A 16240-nucleotide genomic window follows, 5' to 3' on the forward strand; every position below is an offset into this window, starting at 1 on the left:
CCCGACGAAAGCGTTTTCGAGCGAAGTGGTCACCGGTTCGCGTGAAGAAAACGCGTCACAACAAATCTGCCGCCGCATTCAACATGCGGGCGGGGCAGCGACAACCCCTTACGGCGGCGGATCAGCCAAACGTCTTATCTTACCGCGTTGTCGGACACGCCCATGACGGGCCGTCGCCGCGACGAATTTTCCTGTTCCCGAACCTACGACGATCGGATTAGGATCATCGCTAAGGCCACGCAAAAGCGGCCAAGGGGAGAGAAACAACGTGATGACTGGACGCGTCGTGTTCGGCGCCATGGAGGAGGTCGTCTACGGTCAGCCAGCGGCGGACGCGCTCGCCGCTCAGCTCGACCGCATCGGGGCGCAGCGCGCGCTGCTGATGGTGTCGGGCACGCTGAACCGCACCACCGATGAAATCGCCAAGATCAAAGATGCGCTCGGTAGCCGCTGCGCCGGGGTGTTCGACGCGATGCCGGCGCATACGCCGCGCGCGGCAGTCATCGCTGCCACCGAACAGGCCCGCGCCATCCAGGCCGACATCATCGTCACCGTCGGCGGCGGCTCGATCACTGACGGCGCCAAGGCGGTGCAGATCTGCCTCGCCAACGACATCTCGAGCGCCGCCGAGATCGACCGAGTCCGCAACATCAACGCGCCGGTCGCCCCCAAAGTCCGGCAGATCAGCGTGCCGACCACGATCTCGGGCGGCGAATTCAGCGCCATTGCGGGCGTCACCAACGAGGCCACCAGGGTCAAGGAGAAGCTGGCGCATCCGCTGACGATGCCGCGCGCCGCGATCCTCGATCCGGCCATTACCCTGCACACGCCGGAATGGCTGTTTCTGTCGACCGGCATCCGCGCCGTGGACCACTGCGTCGAAGCGATCTGTTCACGCGAAGCGCACCCTTACGGCGACGCCCAGGCGCTGCGCGGGCTTTCGATGCTCGCCGCGGGGCTGCCGCGGGTCAAAGCCGATCCGACCGACCTCGACGCCCGGCTCGATTGTCAGATCGGCACCTGGCTGTCGATGGGCGCGCTGTCGTCCGGCGTGCCGATGGGTGCCAGCCACGGCATCGGCTACGTGCTCGGCGCGGTGTTCGACGTGCCGCACGGCCACACCTCCTGCATCATGCTGCCGGCGGTGATGCGCTGGAACAGGTCCGCCAACCGCGACCGCCAGGCGCTGGTCGCCGCCGCGATGGGACATCCCGGCGAAGACGCCGGCGACGTGCTCGACGCGCTGATCCGGGTGCTCGGCATGCCGCGCAGCTTGCGCGAAGTGAACGTCGGGCCCGAGCATTTCGAGCGGATCGCCAACCAGGCAATGGCCACCCCATGGGTGCCGCGCAATCCGCGCCCGATCGATGGACCGGCGCAGGTCCGCGAGATCCTGGAGCTCGCGGCGTGAAGACGCGCCTGCTTTCGCGGGACCAACAACGATGAGACCGTCATTGCGAGCGTAGCGAAGCAATCCAGGAGCGCAGTGCACGTCGCTGGATTGCTTCGTCGCTTCGCTCCTCGCAATGACGACGGAAAACCAGAAGCTCAGGCACGCATCAGCACGAGGAGCACGATGTATCCCGGCCAGTTCGCGAAGACCCGCCCCGACCACCCCGCTTTCATCATGGCTTCGACCGGAGAGACGGTGAGCTATGCCGAACTCGAGGCTCGCAGCAACCGTCTGGCGCATCTGTTGCGCAATCACGGCCTGCGGCGGCTCGACCACTATTCGATCTTCATGGAGAACAACAACCGCTACATCGAGGCGTGCGCCGCCGGCGAGCGCAGCGGCTATTACTACACCTGCGTCAACTCCTACCTGACGCCGGCCGAGCTCGCCTACATCCTGACCAACAGCGAGTCGCGCGCGCTGATCACCTCGAAAGCCAAGCTCGACGTCGCCCGCGAGGCGCTGAAGGAATGCCCCAACGTCACGCTGTGCGTGGTGGTCGACGGTGACGGCGACAGCGAGCGGATCGTCGGGCTCGCCGACGCGACCAAGGATCTGCCGGACACGCCGATCGCCGACGAAAGCCTCGGCACTGCGATGCTGTATTCGTCCGGCACAACAGGCCGGCCGAAGGGCATCCTGCGCCCGCTGCCGGAGCAGCCGCCGTCCGAACCGCTGCCGCTGTTCCACTTCCTCAACATGCTGTGGAAGTATCGCGACGGCATGATCTATCTGTCGCCCGCGCCGCTGTATCACTCGGCGCCGCAGGCTGCGGTCGGCCTCACCATCCGCGACGGCGGCACCGTGATCATCATGGAGCACTTCGATCCGGAGCAGTATCTGGCGCTGATCGGGAAGCACAAGGTCACGCACAGCCAACTCGTGCCGACGATGTTCTCGCGGATGCTGAAGCTGCCGGAGGAGGTGCGGAAGGCCTACGATCTGTCGACGCTGGAAGTGGCAATCCACGCCGCGGCGCCCTGCCCGCCGCAGGTCAAGGAACAGATGATCGAATGGTGGGGACCGATCATCCACGAATATTACGGCGCCACCGAAGGCCTCGGCTTCACCGCCTGCAACAGCGCCGAGTGGCTGGCGCATCGCGGCACGGTCGGCAAGGTGATGTTCGGCGACCTGCATATCCTCGACGACGGCATGAAGCCATGCCCGAAAGGCACGCCCGGCCAGATCTGGTTCAAGACCGCGACGCCGTTCGAGTACTTCAACGACCCGAAGAAGACCCAGGAAGCCCGCTCGGAAGACGGCAGCATGAGCACCGTCGGCGACGTCGGCTATGTCGACGACGACGGCTACCTGCACCTCACCGACCGTGCCACCTTCATGATCATCTCGGGCGGGGTGAACATCTATCCGCAGGAGTGTGAGAACCTCTTGATCACTCACCCCAAGGTCGCGGATGCCGCGGTGTTCGGCGTCCCGAACGAGGATCTCGGCGAGGAGGTCAAAGCGGTGGTGCAACCGATGCCGGGCGTCGCCGCCGGTGCCGACCTCGCCGCCGAACTGATCGCCTTTTGCGCACAATCACTGTCGCGACAGAAGGTGCCGCGTTCGATCGACTTCATGGACGAACTGCCCCGGCTCCCCACCGGCAAACTCTACAAGCGCCTGCTGCGCGACCGCTATTGGGGCAACAAGAACAGCCGGATCGTGTGAGGCGGAGCGACACAGCACGGCGCACTCCCTCTCCCGCTTGCGGGAGAGGGCTGGGGTGAGGGCGACACAAGCACTGACTTACGTTGTTCCGAAAAGCCTTCCCTCAGCAGCACGGCGCAGCGATTGGGTAAGGACATCCTCTCCGCGAGTCGCGGTCTCACTGCTCGGAGCGCCCTCACCCCAACCCTCTCCCGCGCGCGGGAGAGGGGGCGCGCTGTGCCCGGGGAGAGGCAACTGCCTCATGGGCAGAATCGGTGGGAATGGGCTATAGGGACCTCATGTCCCCGCTCCCCTGCCCGCGCGTATGACCCGTTCCGCGCCCCGCGAAACCGATGACGTCCTCGACGCACGGATGCTGTCGACGTTGCAGCATGTGTTCGGGCTGTCGTCGTTCCGCGGCCAGCAGGAAGCGATCGTGCGGCATGTCGCCGATGGTGGCGATGCGCTGGTGTTGATGCCGACCGGCGGCGGCAAGTCGCTGTGTTACCAATTGCCGGCACTGCTGCGCGACGGCTGCGGCGTGGTGGTGTCGCCGCTGATCGCGCTGATGCGCGACCAGGTGGCGGGGCTGCTGGAGAGCGGCGTACGCGCGGCCGCGCTGAATTCAACGCTGTCCTACGACGAGGCCAACGCGATCGAGCAGCAGCTCCTCAAGGGCGAACTCGATCTGCTGTATGTCGCGCCTGAGCGATTGCTGACACCGCGCTGTCTGGCGCTGCTGGCCAAAGCCAAGCTGTCGCTGTTTGCGATTGACGAGGCGCATTGCGTGTCGCAATGGGGCCACGACTTCCGCCCCGAATATGTCGGCCTCTCGGCCATCGCCGAGAAGTTTCCGAACGTGCCGCGGATCGCGCTCACCGCGACCGCCGACGCGCTGACCCGGCGCGAGATCGCCGAGCGGCTGGCGCTGACGGATGCGCCCTGCTTCGTGTCGAGCTTCGACCGGCCGAATATCCGCTACACCATCGTCGACAAACAGAACGCACCGGCCCAGCTCAAAGCCTTTATCGACGACCGCCATCGCGGCCATTCCGGCGTGGTGTATTGCCTGTCACGCGCCAAGGTCGAGGACATCGCCGAGACGCTGAGCAAATCCGGCCTCACCGCGCTGCCGTATCACGCCGGCCTGCCGCCGGACGTTCGCGCGCGCAATCAGGACCGCTTCCTCAATGAGGACGGCATCGTAATCGTCGCCACGATCGCGTTCGGCATGGGAATCGACAAGCCGGACGTGCGGTTCGTCGCGCATCTCGATCTGCCCAAGAGCATCGAGGCCTATTACCAGGAGACCGGACGCGCCGGGCGCGACGGCAAGCCGTCCGACGCCTGGATGGCCTATGGCCTGTCCGACATCGTGCAGCAGCGCCGGATGATCGACGAGAGCAGCGGCTCGGACGCCTTCAAACGGGTGTCGATGGGCAAGCTCGATGCGCTGGTCGGCTTGTGCGAATCCACCGGCTGCCGGCGCACGCGGCTGCTCGGTTATTTCGGCGAGACCTCGCCACACTCGCACTGCGGCAATTGCGACAACTGCCTGAACCCGCCGAAGGTGATCGACGGCACGGTGGCGGCGCAGAAGCTACTGTCCTGCGCCTATCGCACCGGGCAGCGGTTCGGCGCCCAACACCTGATCGACGTGCTGCTCGGCCGGCTGACCGAGCGCGTTTCTCAATTCGGCCACGACAAGCTGTCGGTGTTCGGCATCGGCGGCGAGTTTGGCGAGAAACAATGGCGCGCGGTGATCCGCCAACTGGTGTCGCTCGGACACCTAGCGCCGGACAGCGAGGCATTCGGCGCGCTGAAGCTCACCGAGACCTCCCGTGCGGTGCTGAAAGGCGAGTCCGAGGTGGCGCTGCGCGAGCAGACCGGCCGCCCGCCGCGGTCGAAATCGCGCCGCGGCGATCTGGTCGGCGGCTCCCAGCGCGAGACCAGCGGCGATCCAGAGCTGTTTGCCGCGCTGAAGGCGTGGCGGTCTGAAGTGGCCAAGGCCCGCGGCGTGCCGGCCTATGTGGTCCTGCACGATGCCACTATCGATGGGCTGGCCGCGGCAAAACCGCGAACGCTGGACGAGATGCGAGGCATTCCAGGCATTGGCGACAAGAAGCTCGAGCACTACGGCGCCGCGCTGCTGGCGGTGATCGGCGAACACCGTTAGCCGGCCGCCGGACCATCGCCAGCCTAAAGGAAGTGGTCCGGATCCTGCACAGCTTCTCCTGACGGACTTCAGGAGGTGTCGCGATGCCGCTCTACGGCTTCCATTGTAAGCAATGCGACAAAGACAGCGAATTGCTGGTCGGCTTCGACGACAAGCCGCCGTGCCCGGCCTGCGGCAGCCGGCGAATGGAGCGGCTGGTGTCTCGCCCCGCCCCGCCCGGCAAGAGCAAGAGCGTGATGAAAGCCGCTCGCGCTCAGGCGGCGCGCGAGGGGCATTTGTCGAATTTCAGTCGCAAGGAGCGCGGTCTCTAAGGACCGCGCCCACTCGAGCCTATCAATAACCGCCGACTGCGTTGGCGGGCGCGTAGCCGTAGCTGTCGTAGCCGCGATCCCACGCGCTGTAGCGCGGATTCATGACGCAATTGCCGCCGGCGCCGCTCGCGGTGAAGCGGCAGGACGAGTAGGTGGCGTAGTTGCAGTCTCCGGGGTAGCCCTGCTGCTTGCCCTGGATGCAGTACGGATATTCAACGCTCGCCGCCGCCGGCTGCGCGCCGATCAGTTGCGTCGCGCCAAGTGCGCCGAGCGCCATCACTGCCAATGCCAGACGTCTCATCTCGCTCTCCTTGTGTTGTCACCGATGCGAGACAGAACCGCAGCGTCCGAGTGCCGTTCCGGACCGGCTTTCACAAAAGCATCATCGAAGCTGCGACGCGTCGCCGCCGCACCGCGCGCTGAGCCTTGCGATCCGCGCATCCGGTGACGCCGGCCGGACCGATTGCGCGCCGTCGCGGCGGATGGCAAACCTCCCATCATGCGACCGCGCGCGAATTGCGTAGCGCGGAACGCCAACTACAACGCGCAGCATGCGCGGGACAAAGGGAGGACGAGACATGTCGCAGCTGATCGAAGCGCCGGGCGTGGTGACGCCATTCGACGGAATGGACGTGCCGTGGCTGCTGAAGCTGCACGCCGAGGCACGGCGCGAGCATCCTTTCGTGATCTGGGCGCCGTTCGACGGCCCGTCGCGGAGTTGGAGCTACGGCGAATTCCATGAGCGCGTCGGCGCGCTCGCCGCCGGCCTCGCCAAGCGCGGCATCAAGCCGGGCGATTACCTGCTGATCCATCTCGACAATTGCGTCGAATTCCTGCTCGCCTGGTTCGCCTGCACGGAGCTCGGTGCAATTGCGGTCACCACCAACACCCGCTCCGCCGCCGCAGAGATCGAGTACTTCGCCGACCATTGCGGTGCAGTCGCCGCCATCACCCAGCCGGCCTATGCCGATCTGGTGGCCACGAACTGCAAGAAGCTGAAATGGATGGCGGTGATCGGACACGATCCCGGGGCGGCGGTCGCAGCACAGCCGGTCGCAAAGGGCGACTCGTTCGACAGTCTGTTTGGCGACAGCGCCGACCGGCCGCGCCGCCCGACCGATCCGCTGGCACCGTGCAGCGTGCAATACACCTCGGGCACCACCTCGCGACCCAAGGCGGTGCTGTGGACCCACGCCAACGCGCTGTGGGGCGCCAAGATCAACGCCGCGCACCAGACGCTGCGCGCCGACGACGTGCATCTGTTGTATCTGCCGCTGTTCCACACCAATGCGCTGGCCTATTCGATGCTGTCGACGCTGTGGGTCGGCGGCAGTGTCGTGGTGCAGCCGCGGTTCTCGGCGAGCCGCTTCTGGAAGGTCTCGCTGGAGCATGGCTGCACCTGGCTGTCGACGATCCCGTTCTGCATGAAGGCGCTGCTCGAGCACGAGGTCCCGAAGGCGCATCGCTTCCGGCTGTGGGGCACCGCAGTGGCCGAACCGCCGCCGTTCGCCTCGTTCGGCATCAAGATCATCGGCTGGTGGGGCATGACCGAGACCATCACCCACGGCATCATCGCCGAAGCCGATCAGCTCAACACGCCGATGTCGATCGGCCGCGCTGCGCCCGAATACGCGATCCGCATCGTCGGCAACGACGGCGCCCCGACACGCGTCGGCGACACCGGCAACCTGCTGATCAAGGGCGTGCCGGGTCTGTCGCTGTTCAAGGAGTATCTGCACAACGAGACGGCGACGCGCGACAGCTTCGATGAGTTCGGTTACTTCATCACCGGCGACCGCGTGACGCGGCTCGAGCACGGCGCAATTCGGTTCGGCGACCGCGCCAAGGACATGCTGAAGGTCGGCGGCGAGAATGTCGCGGCGTCCGAAATCGAGCAGGTTGTCATCACCGTGCCAGGCGTGCGCGAAGCTGCGGTGGTGGCCAAGAAACACCCGATGCTCGACGAAGTGCCGGTGGTGTTCGTGATCCCGCAAGGCGGCGTCGCCGCGGCGCCGCCGGATTTTGCCGATCGCATCGCCGCCGCCTGCGCGGCCGCGCTCGCCGACTTCAAGCGGCCGCGTGAAGTGCGGCTGGTCGACGACATGCCGCGCTCGACGCTGGAGAAGGTGGCGAAAGCCGAACTCCGCAAGATGCTGGCGGAGTAATCATCCCTCACGTCATTCCGGGGCGCGCCGCGAGGCGCGAACCCGGAATCTTGAGGTTCAGGACGAAGCGATTCCGGGTCCGCTTCGCGCGTCCCGGCAATGACAGGGCCCGATCAGCCGCCCATCGCCACCGGGCGGAACGCCTGCAGCAGGCGCTGGTCGATCTTGCCGCCCATGTTCTCCATCGTGATGAAGGCCTGCAGCGGCGACATCGGCTTGTGGTTCTTGCGCGGCGCGACCAGCGACGCGAAGATATCGACGATCGTGGTGATGCGGACGATGTCGGCGATCTGATCGCCGTGCAGCCCGTCTGGATAACCCGAGCCGTCGAGCAGTTCGTGATGGTGCAGCACGACGTCGAGCGTCTCGCGCGGGAAGCTGCCTTCGGCGACAAGCGCCTCGTAGCCGAGCCGCGGATGCTCGCGATATTTGCGCAGCGACTCGCCCTTCAGATTGTCGAGATTGTCGAGCGCCGAGACATCCACATACGCCTTGCCGACGTCGTACAGCAGCGCCGCACGGGTCAGTCGGCGCTGATCCTCTTCGCGCATGCCGAGATATTGCGCGAACGCCACTGCGAAGCCGGTCGCGAACAGGCACAGCCGATAGCTCTCGTCGTGATGACGGCCGACGGTGGCAAGCCACTCCCGGAGCGACGAGCGCTTGATCGCTTTGAGGATCGGGCCTTCGGCCTGCATCACGTCCTGGAACGTCAGCGGCTTGCCGTGCAGCCGCTCGAAGATCTTCACCAGCACCTTGTGGGCGGCCGTGACGCCGTCGCTCAGCGCTTCGGCGCGGGCGGTCGCGGTATCTTCGGAAGGATCGGGAAATGCCGAGCGGACCCGCTGCAACAGATCGCGCGGATCGAACGGACGGGCGATGGTGTCGGTGGCGCCGAGCGCCCACGCCTGCATCGAACCATGATGCAACTCGTCGGCGAGCACGAACAGCCTCGGCATCGGCTGATAGGCGCCGCCGAGCAGCTTGCGCCGAACCAGTTGCACGCTGTCGGCCGAGCGCAGATTGATATCGACCACGATGCCCGACAGATCGCGCGCCGGCGCGTCCGGCAGGTGCGCCGTCGGCACGGTCTCGACCTCCGCCACGCTCGCCAGAATGCCCGCGATGTCGACGCTGCCGTCACGGCGATCGGACGCCAGCAACAAACGCCGGCGCGGCGCAGGGTTGGAGGCGGGCTGTCGGGCTAATGCATTCATGAAGGTCACCGGGATTGCTACCGTTGGCAGGTAATGTCCTTACACTAACGAGAAACTGGTTCCCTGAGATTAATGGGCGTTGTTAACGAGCCGTGACCTTCGCGATTCACATTTGATACAATGTCAAAACCGTGATTATGCGAGGTCTCGCTCTGACCAGCCGCAGCGTTATGATTGCTCTGACAGAGTGCCGTGATGAATGGGGCGGAACGGGGACAGATGACTGCGACAAATCTAGCGATCGCACCTCGGCTCTGTGGTGCTGCAACTCTGGCGGGCGCGCTGCTGCTATCGGCCGCGCCGTCGTTCGCGCAACAGCCTGCGGTGATCGTGGCACCGCCGTTCGTTGCGACGCTGTCCAACACAACGCCGCTGGTGTTCGGTATGGATGCCAACCAGGCGGCCACAGCGCTCGGCATGCCGCTCAACTACGTTAGCGGCAAACCCGGCGACGAGATTTTCATGGTGATCCGCACCCAGGGCGGCAGCGGCTTCTTCGACCGCCGCGACCGGCTGTATCTGCAATTCCGTCACGGCCGGCTGGCAGGATGGAAGGGCGACTGGGGCCGCAACTGGATGTGGCGCTAACCGCCGCCAGCTTCGTCGCACCGACCTCATCATCAACAAGCGCAAAGGATCACCCGTGGGGCACGACATCACGCTGAAAGCTGCTGACGGTTTCGAACTCGGCGGTTATCGGGCCGATCCCGCCGGTCCGCCCAAAGCCGCGATCGTGGTGATCCAGGAGATCTTCGGCGTCAATCATCACATCCGCAACGTCTGCGACCGCCTCGCCGCGCAAGGTTACGTCGCTCTCGCGCCGTCGATCTTCGACCGCAGCGAGCGCAATTTTCAGAGCGGTTATTCGCCGGACGAGATCGCGGTGGCGCGCAAGTTTGTCGCCAATCCGGACTGGCCGGCAATGCTGCGCGACACCCAGGCAGCGATCGACGCCGTCAGCAGCATCGGACCGGTCGGCATCATCGGCTTTTGCCTCGGCGGCAGCGTCGCCTATGCGGCGTCCACCAAGCTGCACGGGCTGAAGGCCGCGGTCGGCTATTACGGCGGCGCCATTGTGCGTTTCGCCGACGACAAGCCATTGGTGCCGACGCAATTGCATTTCGGCGAAAAGGATTCCGGGATTCCGCTCAGCGACGTCGACGCGATCCGGACCAAGCGGCCGGAGGTCGAGATCCTGGTCTATCCGGGCGCGCAGCACGGCTTCGGATGCGACGAACGCGCCAGCTACGACAAACCGAGCTCAGACCTTGCGTGGCAACGCAGCCTGGCGTTCTTCGCCGCACATCTGAAGTAAAGCAGGATCGGACAGCGCGTTCGCCGGCTCAGAACCAGCGTTCGCCGACATAGACGGTGTCGCCGGGGCTTAGCGGCGTGCCGAGCGGCACAACCTCGCGCACCATGCCGCCGCCTTCCGGATGCGTCACCGTGACCCGGTCGCGCTGGGCGCGCGGGGTGAAGCCGCCGGCAATCGCAACAGCGCTCTCGACGCTCATATGCGGCACGTAGGGGTATTGGCCGGGCGCGGTGACCTCGCCGAGGATGAAGAAGGGCCGATACGATTCCACTTCGACCGCGACCGACGGCTCGCGAATGAAGCCGCGGCGCAGCCGCGCGGTGATTTCGGCCGCAAGACCGGCCGGCGTGCGACCGCGTGCCGGCACCGCGCCGATCAGCGGCATGGTGATCGAGCCGGCGGCATCGATCGCATAAGTGTTGGTGAGCCCTTCCTGGCCATACACGACGACGCGCAACCGATCGCCGGCGTCGAGCCGGTACGCCGGCTCCCCGCTCGGCGCCGCATAGGCAGCCGCCATCGGCGGAACGCCGCCGCCATAGGCCATTGTGTCGAGGGTGTTCTGTGGCTGCACCATCGCGACCGGCCCAGGCCGCCGCATGCAGCCGCCCAGCGCGAGCGCGGTCGCCACGATGATCATCGATACTTGAAACGCGCCTACGACACGCACTGGAGCTATCCCTTGCCACGAGACAGCTTCGTTTATGCCCCGTTAGGGTTAACAAACGGTTTGGGTTTGGCTTCCGCCCCCGTACTGCCGCGAGGCCCGTCCGCCGCCGGGGCGGCGGACGGCGCGATCGTCAGGCGGTGACGCCGACCCCGACCGGGCACGACACGCCGGTGCCGCCGAGCCCGCAATAGCCCCCCGGATTCTTGGCGAGATATTGCTGGTGGTAGTCCTCGGCATAATAGAAGGGACCGGACGGCGCGATCTCAGTGGTGATCGGCCCATAGCCCTTGGCTTTCAGCGCCGCGCCATAGGTCGTGCGTGAGGCTTCCGCCGCCCGCTTCTGGTCGTCGCCGAAGGTGTAGATCGCCGAGCGATACTGCGAACCGACGTCGTTGCCCTGCCGCATCCCCTGGGTCGGGTCGTGGCTTTCCCAGAACGTCTTGAGCAGCGCCTCGTAGGAGATCTTGGCCGGATCGAACACCACCAGCACCACTTCGGTGTGGCCGGTGCGGCCCGAGCAGACCTCCTCATAGGTCGGATTGGGCGTGAAGCCGCCGGCATAGCCCACCGCGGTGCTGTAAACGCCGTCGCCAAGCTGCCAGAACTTGCGCTCGGCGCCCCAGAAGCAGCCGAGCCCGAACACCGCCTGCTGCAGGCCTTCCGGGAACGGCGGCTGCAGCCGGTTGCCGTTCACGAAATGCGTCCGCGCCGTTGGGATCGGCGTCGGCCGGCCCGGCAACGCCTCGTCGGCACTCGGCATCGCGGTCGATTTGCGCATGAAGAACATCGAAGACCCTCCCGGCGCGGCCGATGGCGGCGGGTGCCGCGCGTCCGCGCCCGCATGATGGCGACAGCCGAGCCTCAGCGTGGCGCTGATGCAATCGGCTCTCAACTCAATTTCAGGATATAGGTGTCTTCGCAGCGGCGGCGAATTTGTTACGCCGCGCTCCGCCCGTCAGTCGCGGGCGTAGCCGATCAGCGGCTTGCGCGGACGGAACAGCAGCATCAGCGCCAGCCCGATCACGCCCAGCACTGCGAAGGTCGGCTGCGTCAGCACGAACTTGGCCACGTGGGTCCAAAGCCACGGCGCGGTCTGCTCGACCCAGTCGCGAAACGACTGCTGGCTGGCCTGGTGAATGTCGTTCCAGAAGTCGCCGAGCTTGGTCCACTGCACCGAATTGTCGGCGACCGACCGCGCGCCGTCATAGACCAGGAAGATGAACCCCCCGGTCAGGAACAGCAGGCCGATCAGCCGAAAGAAGCCGCGGATCATCTCAACCACCCCGATCAGAAATTCGCCTGTGCCCCAGGCCGGGCTTACCGGGCGGAACGGCAGAATTCAACCTCGTCAGCAACTTGGACCACATCTGGACTGCCTCAGGCCCTCGGCCGGAACCGCCCCAGGCCCTAGAACCGCGCGTCCCCGTTGACGCTGGAAGGCACTGCCAGTATAACGCGGCCGATGGCGGTAGGGGCGATCCTGCCGCCGCTGTTCTTTGGGCGGCGCCGTGAATTGCGGCCGTGTCGGCTCCGGGAGCATCTTCAGCAACATCCGGAACACACGGCGCGTCGCGATTGCGGCTCCGCCAATCAGCCCCGGCCGCTCGAGCAGAGGCCGCTGCAGGATTTGAGAGATCATGGCTAATACGTCTTCCGCCAAGAAAGCGACCCGCAAGATCGCCCGGCGCACCGCGGTGAACAAGTCGCGTCGGACTCAGATGCGTGGGTCGGTCCGGACCGTCGAAGAGGCGATCGCGAGCGGCGACCGCGAAGCGGCGCTGAAGGCGATGGCTCGCGCCGAGCCCGAGCTGATGCGCGCTGCGCAGCGCAACATCATCCACCGGAACGCCGCGAGCCGGAAGGTGTCGCGCCTGACCCACAGCATCGCCAAGCTGGCGAAGTAATTCTCACCATCATCTTGGATGGTTTCGATGCCCGGCTCTGCCGGGCATTTTCTTTTTCGGCGACAGCTTGCGCCAGCATGGTCATACTCGCCCCGCCCGGTCGTGTAGTTGCTCACTCGATTACGGTACGCGCTCGCTCATAATTTGAATCGAATGACGCGCGTCTTCGCCGTCACCTGCCTCGTTCCGGAACAACACACCATCAAGCGTCAACCGCGCTTGACGCGCGCCTCAAGAAAACGCTGCGGCACAGCAGGAACTCCGATCTTTGTCGGACTCGCTTGACTTTCGACGCGCGCTTCCTCGTGCAACTACGCGGTCGTTTGTGACAAGGGTTACCCTGTCCGAGCGCTCACAAAAATCCGCGGCGAGCGAACCACTTATCGGCAAAGCGCGGACGACCATTTGGAAAACGCCCCCGCCCGAGCGTCAAAGGTAAAGGATTCATGAAATTCTTTTAGGCACGCGGCCAAAATGTCACGCTCGCAGCGCACATCGAATCTATGCACAGATTCAAAATCTTGCCGATCCTGAAGTGATTAGTTGCCTGTTCTGCTACCGGTCGAGGCGAAATCTTCACCCTCCCCTCGGAATCATATCCATTGCAGCGGAGGGGCCGTCGTGGTTTTCATAGTCCACCCGCGACGCCCACGGCTCTTCAGATCAGCGCGGTTTGAGAACCAAGGGCGGACATGCAAATCGGCGGCGGTGTGCATGTTGGTGGCTTTTCCAAATGACGGTCGACCTGCAACTCATAGCAATATGGGGCCGGCGAAGCCGTGTCTGAATTCAAGCGGAAGCCTTCGTTCGAAGGTTTCTGACGAACGACGGCACTGGCGATCCATCGGAATGCAGACGCAGTCTTGGTGAGAGCATCGACGCGGTTTTGTTTTGGCGACGTCTGGCCGCGCGCAAGCGCGGCGAGAGGGGGAGGTTTCATGAGCACCGAAGTCGACGTATCATTCGAACCTGCCGATCATCCGGTTGAATTTTCCGCCTTCGCGGGCCATGCGTTTTTCAATAGTCATTGCCGTGCTCACACTCCGGTTTATCCGTCGAGTCCTCCGCTGAGCTGACCTTTTTCCAACTCTCTTCGGCCCTGATCTGACGCCGGCTGCTTCAGCCGAAGCGGCGGAGCCATGTCCGAACTCAACTCGCTGGTCGCGGCGATGGCGTGAGCCGTCATGGCTCGCCGCTGCGATGGCCCGTAACTCTGGAATTGAAAAGCTGCTGAAATGTCGAACATGGAACAGGATCGCTGGTCACGCGTGAAGGGCCGTTTGCGCTCGAGCGTCGGCGAGGACGTTTATTCGAGCTGGTTCGCGCGGATGGACCTCGAAAGCGTCCAGGACGAGAGCGTGCACCTGTCGGTGCCGACCCGGTTCCTGAAGAGCTGGATTCAGACGCACTACTCCGACAAGGTGCTGTCGTGCTGGCAGGCCGAACTGCCGGAGGTCAATCGCGTCGATCTCACCGTACGTTCGCCGGTGCGCTGCGCAGCGCCCGCCAAGGAAGCGCCGGCGCCGGTGGAGAGCCGCCGCGATGAGCAGCGTCCGTCGGCTGAACGCAACAACGGCGCGACGCCGGTCTCGGCCAATCATGATGCGCTCGGCGGCTCGCCGCTCGATCCGCGCCTGACGTTTGCGAGCTTCGTGGTCGGCCGCTCCAATACGCTGGCGCACGCCGCCGCCAAGCAGGTGGCCGAAGGCCGCCGCGGCGACCCGGTGATGTTCAATCCGCTCTACATTCACTCCGGCGTCGGTCTCGGCAAAACCCATCTGCTGCAGGCCGTGACCTGGGCCGGCAATGCCGGCACCGAACGCAAGGTGCTGTATCTCACCGCCGAGAAGTTCATGTACGGCTTCGTCGCGGCGCTGAAGACGCAGACCTCGCTCGCCTTCAAGGAAGCGCTGCGCGGCATCGACGTGCTGGTGATCGACGATCTTCAATTCCTGCAGGGCAAGACCACTCAGGCCGAGTTCTGCCACACGCTGAACGCGCTGATCGACGCCGGCCGCCAGGTGGTGGTGGCCGCCGACCGGCCGCCGGCCGATCTGGAAAGCCTCGACGAGCGCGTGCGCTCGCGGCTCGCCGGCGGTCTCGTGGTCGAAATGGCACCGCTCGGCGAAGATCTGCGCCTCGGCATCCTGCGCTCGCGCGTGGTCGCGGCCCGCACCCATCACGTCAGCTTCGACGTGCCGCAGCCGGTGCTCGAATATCTTGCCCGCACCATCACGCATAACGGCCGCGATCTCGAAGGCGCGATCAATCGCCTGCTGGCGCATTCCAAACTGAACAATCAGCCGGTGACGCTGGAGATGGCCGAGCACGAAGTGCGCGACCTGATCCGTCCGTCCGAGCCGAAGCGCATCAAGATCGAAGACATTCAGCGCATCGTGGCGCGGCAGTACAATGTCAGCCGCTCCGATCTGTTGTCGTCGCGCCGAACCGCCAATGTGGTGCGACCGCGTCAGGTCGCGATGTATCTGGCCAAGACGCTGACGCTGCGCTCGCTGCCGGAGATCGGTCGCCGCTTCGGCGGACGCGACCACACCACGGTGCTGCATGCCGTGCGCAAGATCGAAGGGCTGGTGTCCAAGGACACCACGCTGTCGGACGAGGTCGAATCCCTGAAGCGCCAGCTTCAGGAGTAAGACGCTCGCGCTCGCTGCAGCCGGCCTTCATTCTCGGGCCGAATCTCGGGGAAATTTGCGCCGGCGGCGGTCGCGTGCTCTTGCGTCGATCGCTCAACCACGCCACCCTGCGGACCCCCCGCGGGGTCCGGGCGACCTCGGCGGGTGCCAATGGCCTTGGCGCCGCAACGGCTGCCGGGCACCTCCATCATATCCGGCAGCTTCATCACACGATGTGGGCGCGGAGCAGGCGGGTTTTGCAATGAAGGTCACGGTCGAACGCGCGCAACTGTTGAAGTCGTTGAGCCACGTGCATCGCGTGGTCGAGCGCCGCAACACCATCCCTATCCTCGGCAACGTGCTGGTGCGCGCCGAAAACGCGCAGCTTGCGTTGAAGGCGACCGACCTCGACCTCGAGGTCACCGAGACGCTGCCGGCCGAAACCGCGACCGCGGGTTCGACGACCGTGCCGGCGCACATGTTTTACGACATCGTCCGCAAGCTGCCGGACGGCTCGCAGATCGTGCTCGAGAGCGATGGCGACCGCTCGGTGCTGGCGATCCGCGCCGGCCGCTCGCGGTTCACGCTGCAGACGCTGCCGGAGAGCGACTTCCCGGATCTCGCCGCCGGTGAGATGAGCCACGCTTTCCGGCTGCCGGCCTCCGACGTCAAGCGGCTGATCGATCGCACCCAGTTCGCGATTTCGACTGAAGAGACCCGCTACTATCTCAACGGTATCTATC

Annotated in this window: 15 protein-coding genes; 10 read left to right on the forward strand and 5 right to left on the reverse strand. The window is 65.2% G+C overall.

Annotation, left to right across the window (positions count from 1 at the left end; translation table 11 throughout):
• Nucleotides 1-268 precede the first annotated feature (268 nt).
• From DY467_RS19340 to DY467_RS19355, 4 genes are all read left to right on the forward strand, one after another.
• Nucleotides 269-1411: an iron-containing alcohol dehydrogenase gene (locus tag DY467_RS19340; RefSeq protein ID WP_349627664.1), complete on the forward strand. Its 1143-nt coding sequence runs from the start codon at nucleotides 269-271 to the stop codon at nucleotides 1409-1411.
• Nucleotides 1412-1576: 165 nt separating this feature from the next.
• Nucleotides 1577-3127, forward strand: a complete 1551-nt coding sequence (locus DY467_RS19345; protein WP_164638331.1) for an AMP-binding protein — start codon at nucleotides 1577-1579, stop codon at nucleotides 3125-3127.
• 304 nt (nucleotides 3128-3431) lie between these two features.
• Nucleotides 3432-5282: a DNA helicase RecQ gene (gene recQ / locus DY467_RS19350; protein ID WP_164638333.1), complete on the forward strand. Its 1851-nt coding sequence runs from the start codon at nucleotides 3432-3434 to the stop codon at nucleotides 5280-5282.
• 83 nt (nucleotides 5283-5365) lie between these two features.
• Nucleotides 5366-5593, forward strand: a complete 228-nt coding sequence (locus tag DY467_RS19355) for an FmdB family zinc ribbon protein (protein WP_107357330.1) — start codon at nucleotides 5366-5368, stop codon at nucleotides 5591-5593.
• A 22-nt stretch (nucleotides 5594-5615) separates the two neighbouring features.
• Here the strand turns inward: DY467_RS19355 and DY467_RS19360 are convergent, their stop codons facing one another.
• Nucleotides 5616-5894 carry a DUF3551 domain-containing protein gene (locus tag DY467_RS19360; RefSeq protein ID WP_164638335.1) on the reverse strand — a complete coding sequence of 93 codons (279 nt, stop codon included), beginning with the start codon at nucleotides 5892-5894 and terminating at the stop codon, nucleotides 5616-5618.
• A gap of 277 nt (nucleotides 5895-6171) precedes the next feature.
• Between DY467_RS19360 and DY467_RS19365 the strand changes: the two genes are divergently transcribed.
• Nucleotides 6172-7758, forward strand: coding sequence for an AMP-binding protein (locus DY467_RS19365; RefSeq protein WP_164638337.1), 1587 nt, complete (start codon nucleotides 6172-6174; stop codon nucleotides 7756-7758).
• A 113-nt stretch (nucleotides 7759-7871) separates the two neighbouring features.
• Here DY467_RS19365 and DY467_RS19370 read toward each other — a convergent pair whose 3' ends face one another.
• Nucleotides 7872-8975, reverse strand: a complete 1104-nt coding sequence (locus DY467_RS19370) for an HD domain-containing protein (RefSeq protein WP_164638339.1) — start codon at nucleotides 8973-8975, stop codon at nucleotides 7872-7874.
• 219 nt (nucleotides 8976-9194) lie between these two features.
• Here DY467_RS19370 and DY467_RS19375 point away from each other — a divergent pair, with 219 nt between their 5' ends.
• Both DY467_RS19375 and DY467_RS19380 read left to right on the forward strand, forming a co-directional pair.
• Nucleotides 9195-9563 (forward strand): hypothetical protein, encoded by a 369-nt coding sequence (locus DY467_RS19375; protein ID WP_164638341.1) that lies wholly within the window; start codon nucleotides 9195-9197, stop codon nucleotides 9561-9563.
• Between the two features lie 55 nt (nucleotides 9564-9618).
• Nucleotides 9619-10290 (forward strand): dienelactone hydrolase family protein, encoded by a 672-nt coding sequence (locus tag DY467_RS19380; protein WP_164638343.1) that lies wholly within the window; start codon nucleotides 9619-9621, stop codon nucleotides 10288-10290.
• 28 nt (nucleotides 10291-10318) lie between these two features.
• Here DY467_RS19380 and DY467_RS19385 read toward each other — a convergent pair whose 3' ends face one another.
• The 3 genes from DY467_RS19385 to DY467_RS19395 form a co-directional block, all read right to left on the reverse strand.
• Entirely contained in the window at nucleotides 10319-10960 is a 642-nt protein-coding gene (locus DY467_RS19385) for a polysaccharide biosynthesis/export family protein (RefSeq protein WP_107346355.1), read from the reverse strand.
• A 130-nt stretch (nucleotides 10961-11090) separates the two neighbouring features.
• On the reverse strand, nucleotides 11091-11747 hold the full coding sequence (gene msrA, locus DY467_RS19390; RefSeq protein ID WP_164638345.1) for a peptide-methionine (S)-S-oxide reductase MsrA: 657 nt from the start codon (nucleotides 11745-11747) through the stop codon (nucleotides 11091-11093).
• Between the two features lie 168 nt (nucleotides 11748-11915).
• Nucleotides 11916-12233, reverse strand: coding sequence for a hypothetical protein (locus DY467_RS19395; RefSeq protein ID WP_107357337.1), 318 nt, complete (start codon nucleotides 12231-12233; stop codon nucleotides 11916-11918).
• A gap of 364 nt (nucleotides 12234-12597) precedes the next feature.
• Between DY467_RS19395 and rpsT the strand changes: the two genes are divergently transcribed.
• From rpsT to dnaN, 3 genes are all read left to right on the forward strand, one after another.
• Complete coding sequence (gene rpsT, locus DY467_RS19400; protein WP_107346358.1) at nucleotides 12598-12864, forward strand: 30S ribosomal protein S20; 267 nt, start codon at nucleotides 12598-12600, stop codon at nucleotides 12862-12864.
• A 1235-nt stretch (nucleotides 12865-14099) separates the two neighbouring features.
• Nucleotides 14100-15518, forward strand: a complete 1419-nt coding sequence (gene dnaA / locus DY467_RS19405; protein WP_164638347.1) for a chromosomal replication initiator protein DnaA — start codon at nucleotides 14100-14102, stop codon at nucleotides 15516-15518.
• Nucleotides 15519-15759: 241 nt separating this feature from the next.
• Nucleotides 15760-16240: DNA polymerase III subunit beta (gene dnaN, locus DY467_RS19410; protein WP_164638349.1), on the forward strand; the 481-nt coding region annotated here is incomplete at its 3' end.

Origin of the sequence: Rhodopseudomonas sp. BR0G17 (assembly GCF_010907025.1) — a bacterium.
Lineage (GTDB): Bacteria > Pseudomonadota > Alphaproteobacteria > Rhizobiales > Xanthobacteraceae > Rhodopseudomonas > Rhodopseudomonas palustris_H.

What these genes read in the sequence shown, in the direction of transcription:
- DY467_RS19360 (WP_164638335.1), bottom strand. Translation starts at nt 5,894, where the DNA reads ATGAGACGTCTGGCATTGGCAGTGATGGCGCTCGGCGCACTTGGCGCG.
- DY467_RS19375 (WP_164638341.1), top strand. Translation starts at nt 9,195, where the DNA reads ATGACTGCGACAAATCTAGCGATCGCACCTCGGCTCTGTGGTGCTGCA.
- DY467_RS19370 (WP_164638339.1), bottom strand. Translation starts at nt 8,975, where the DNA reads ATGAATGCATTAGCCCGACAGCCCGCCTCCAACCCTGCGCCGCGCCGG.
- DY467_RS19355 (WP_107357330.1), top strand. Translation starts at nt 5,366, where the DNA reads ATGCCGCTCTACGGCTTCCATTGTAAGCAATGCGACAAAGACAGCGAA.
- DY467_RS19365 (WP_164638337.1), top strand. Translation starts at nt 6,172, where the DNA reads ATGTCGCAGCTGATCGAAGCGCCGGGCGTGGTGACGCCATTCGACGGA.
- rpsT (WP_107346358.1), top strand. Translation starts at nt 12,598, where the DNA reads ATGGCTAATACGTCTTCCGCCAAGAAAGCGACCCGCAAGATCGCCCGG.
- recQ (WP_164638333.1), top strand. Translation starts at nt 3,432, where the DNA reads ATGACCCGTTCCGCGCCCCGCGAAACCGATGACGTCCTCGACGCACGG.
- msrA (WP_164638345.1), bottom strand. Translation starts at nt 11,747, where the DNA reads ATGTTCTTCATGCGCAAATCGACCGCGATGCCGAGTGCCGACGAGGCG.
- dnaA (WP_164638347.1), top strand. Translation starts at nt 14,100, where the DNA reads ATGTCGAACATGGAACAGGATCGCTGGTCACGCGTGAAGGGCCGTTTG.
- DY467_RS19395 (WP_107357337.1), bottom strand. Translation starts at nt 12,233, where the DNA reads ATGATCCGCGGCTTCTTTCGGCTGATCGGCCTGCTGTTCCTGACCGGG.
- DY467_RS19345 (WP_164638331.1), top strand. Translation starts at nt 1,577, where the DNA reads ATGTATCCCGGCCAGTTCGCGAAGACCCGCCCCGACCACCCCGCTTTC.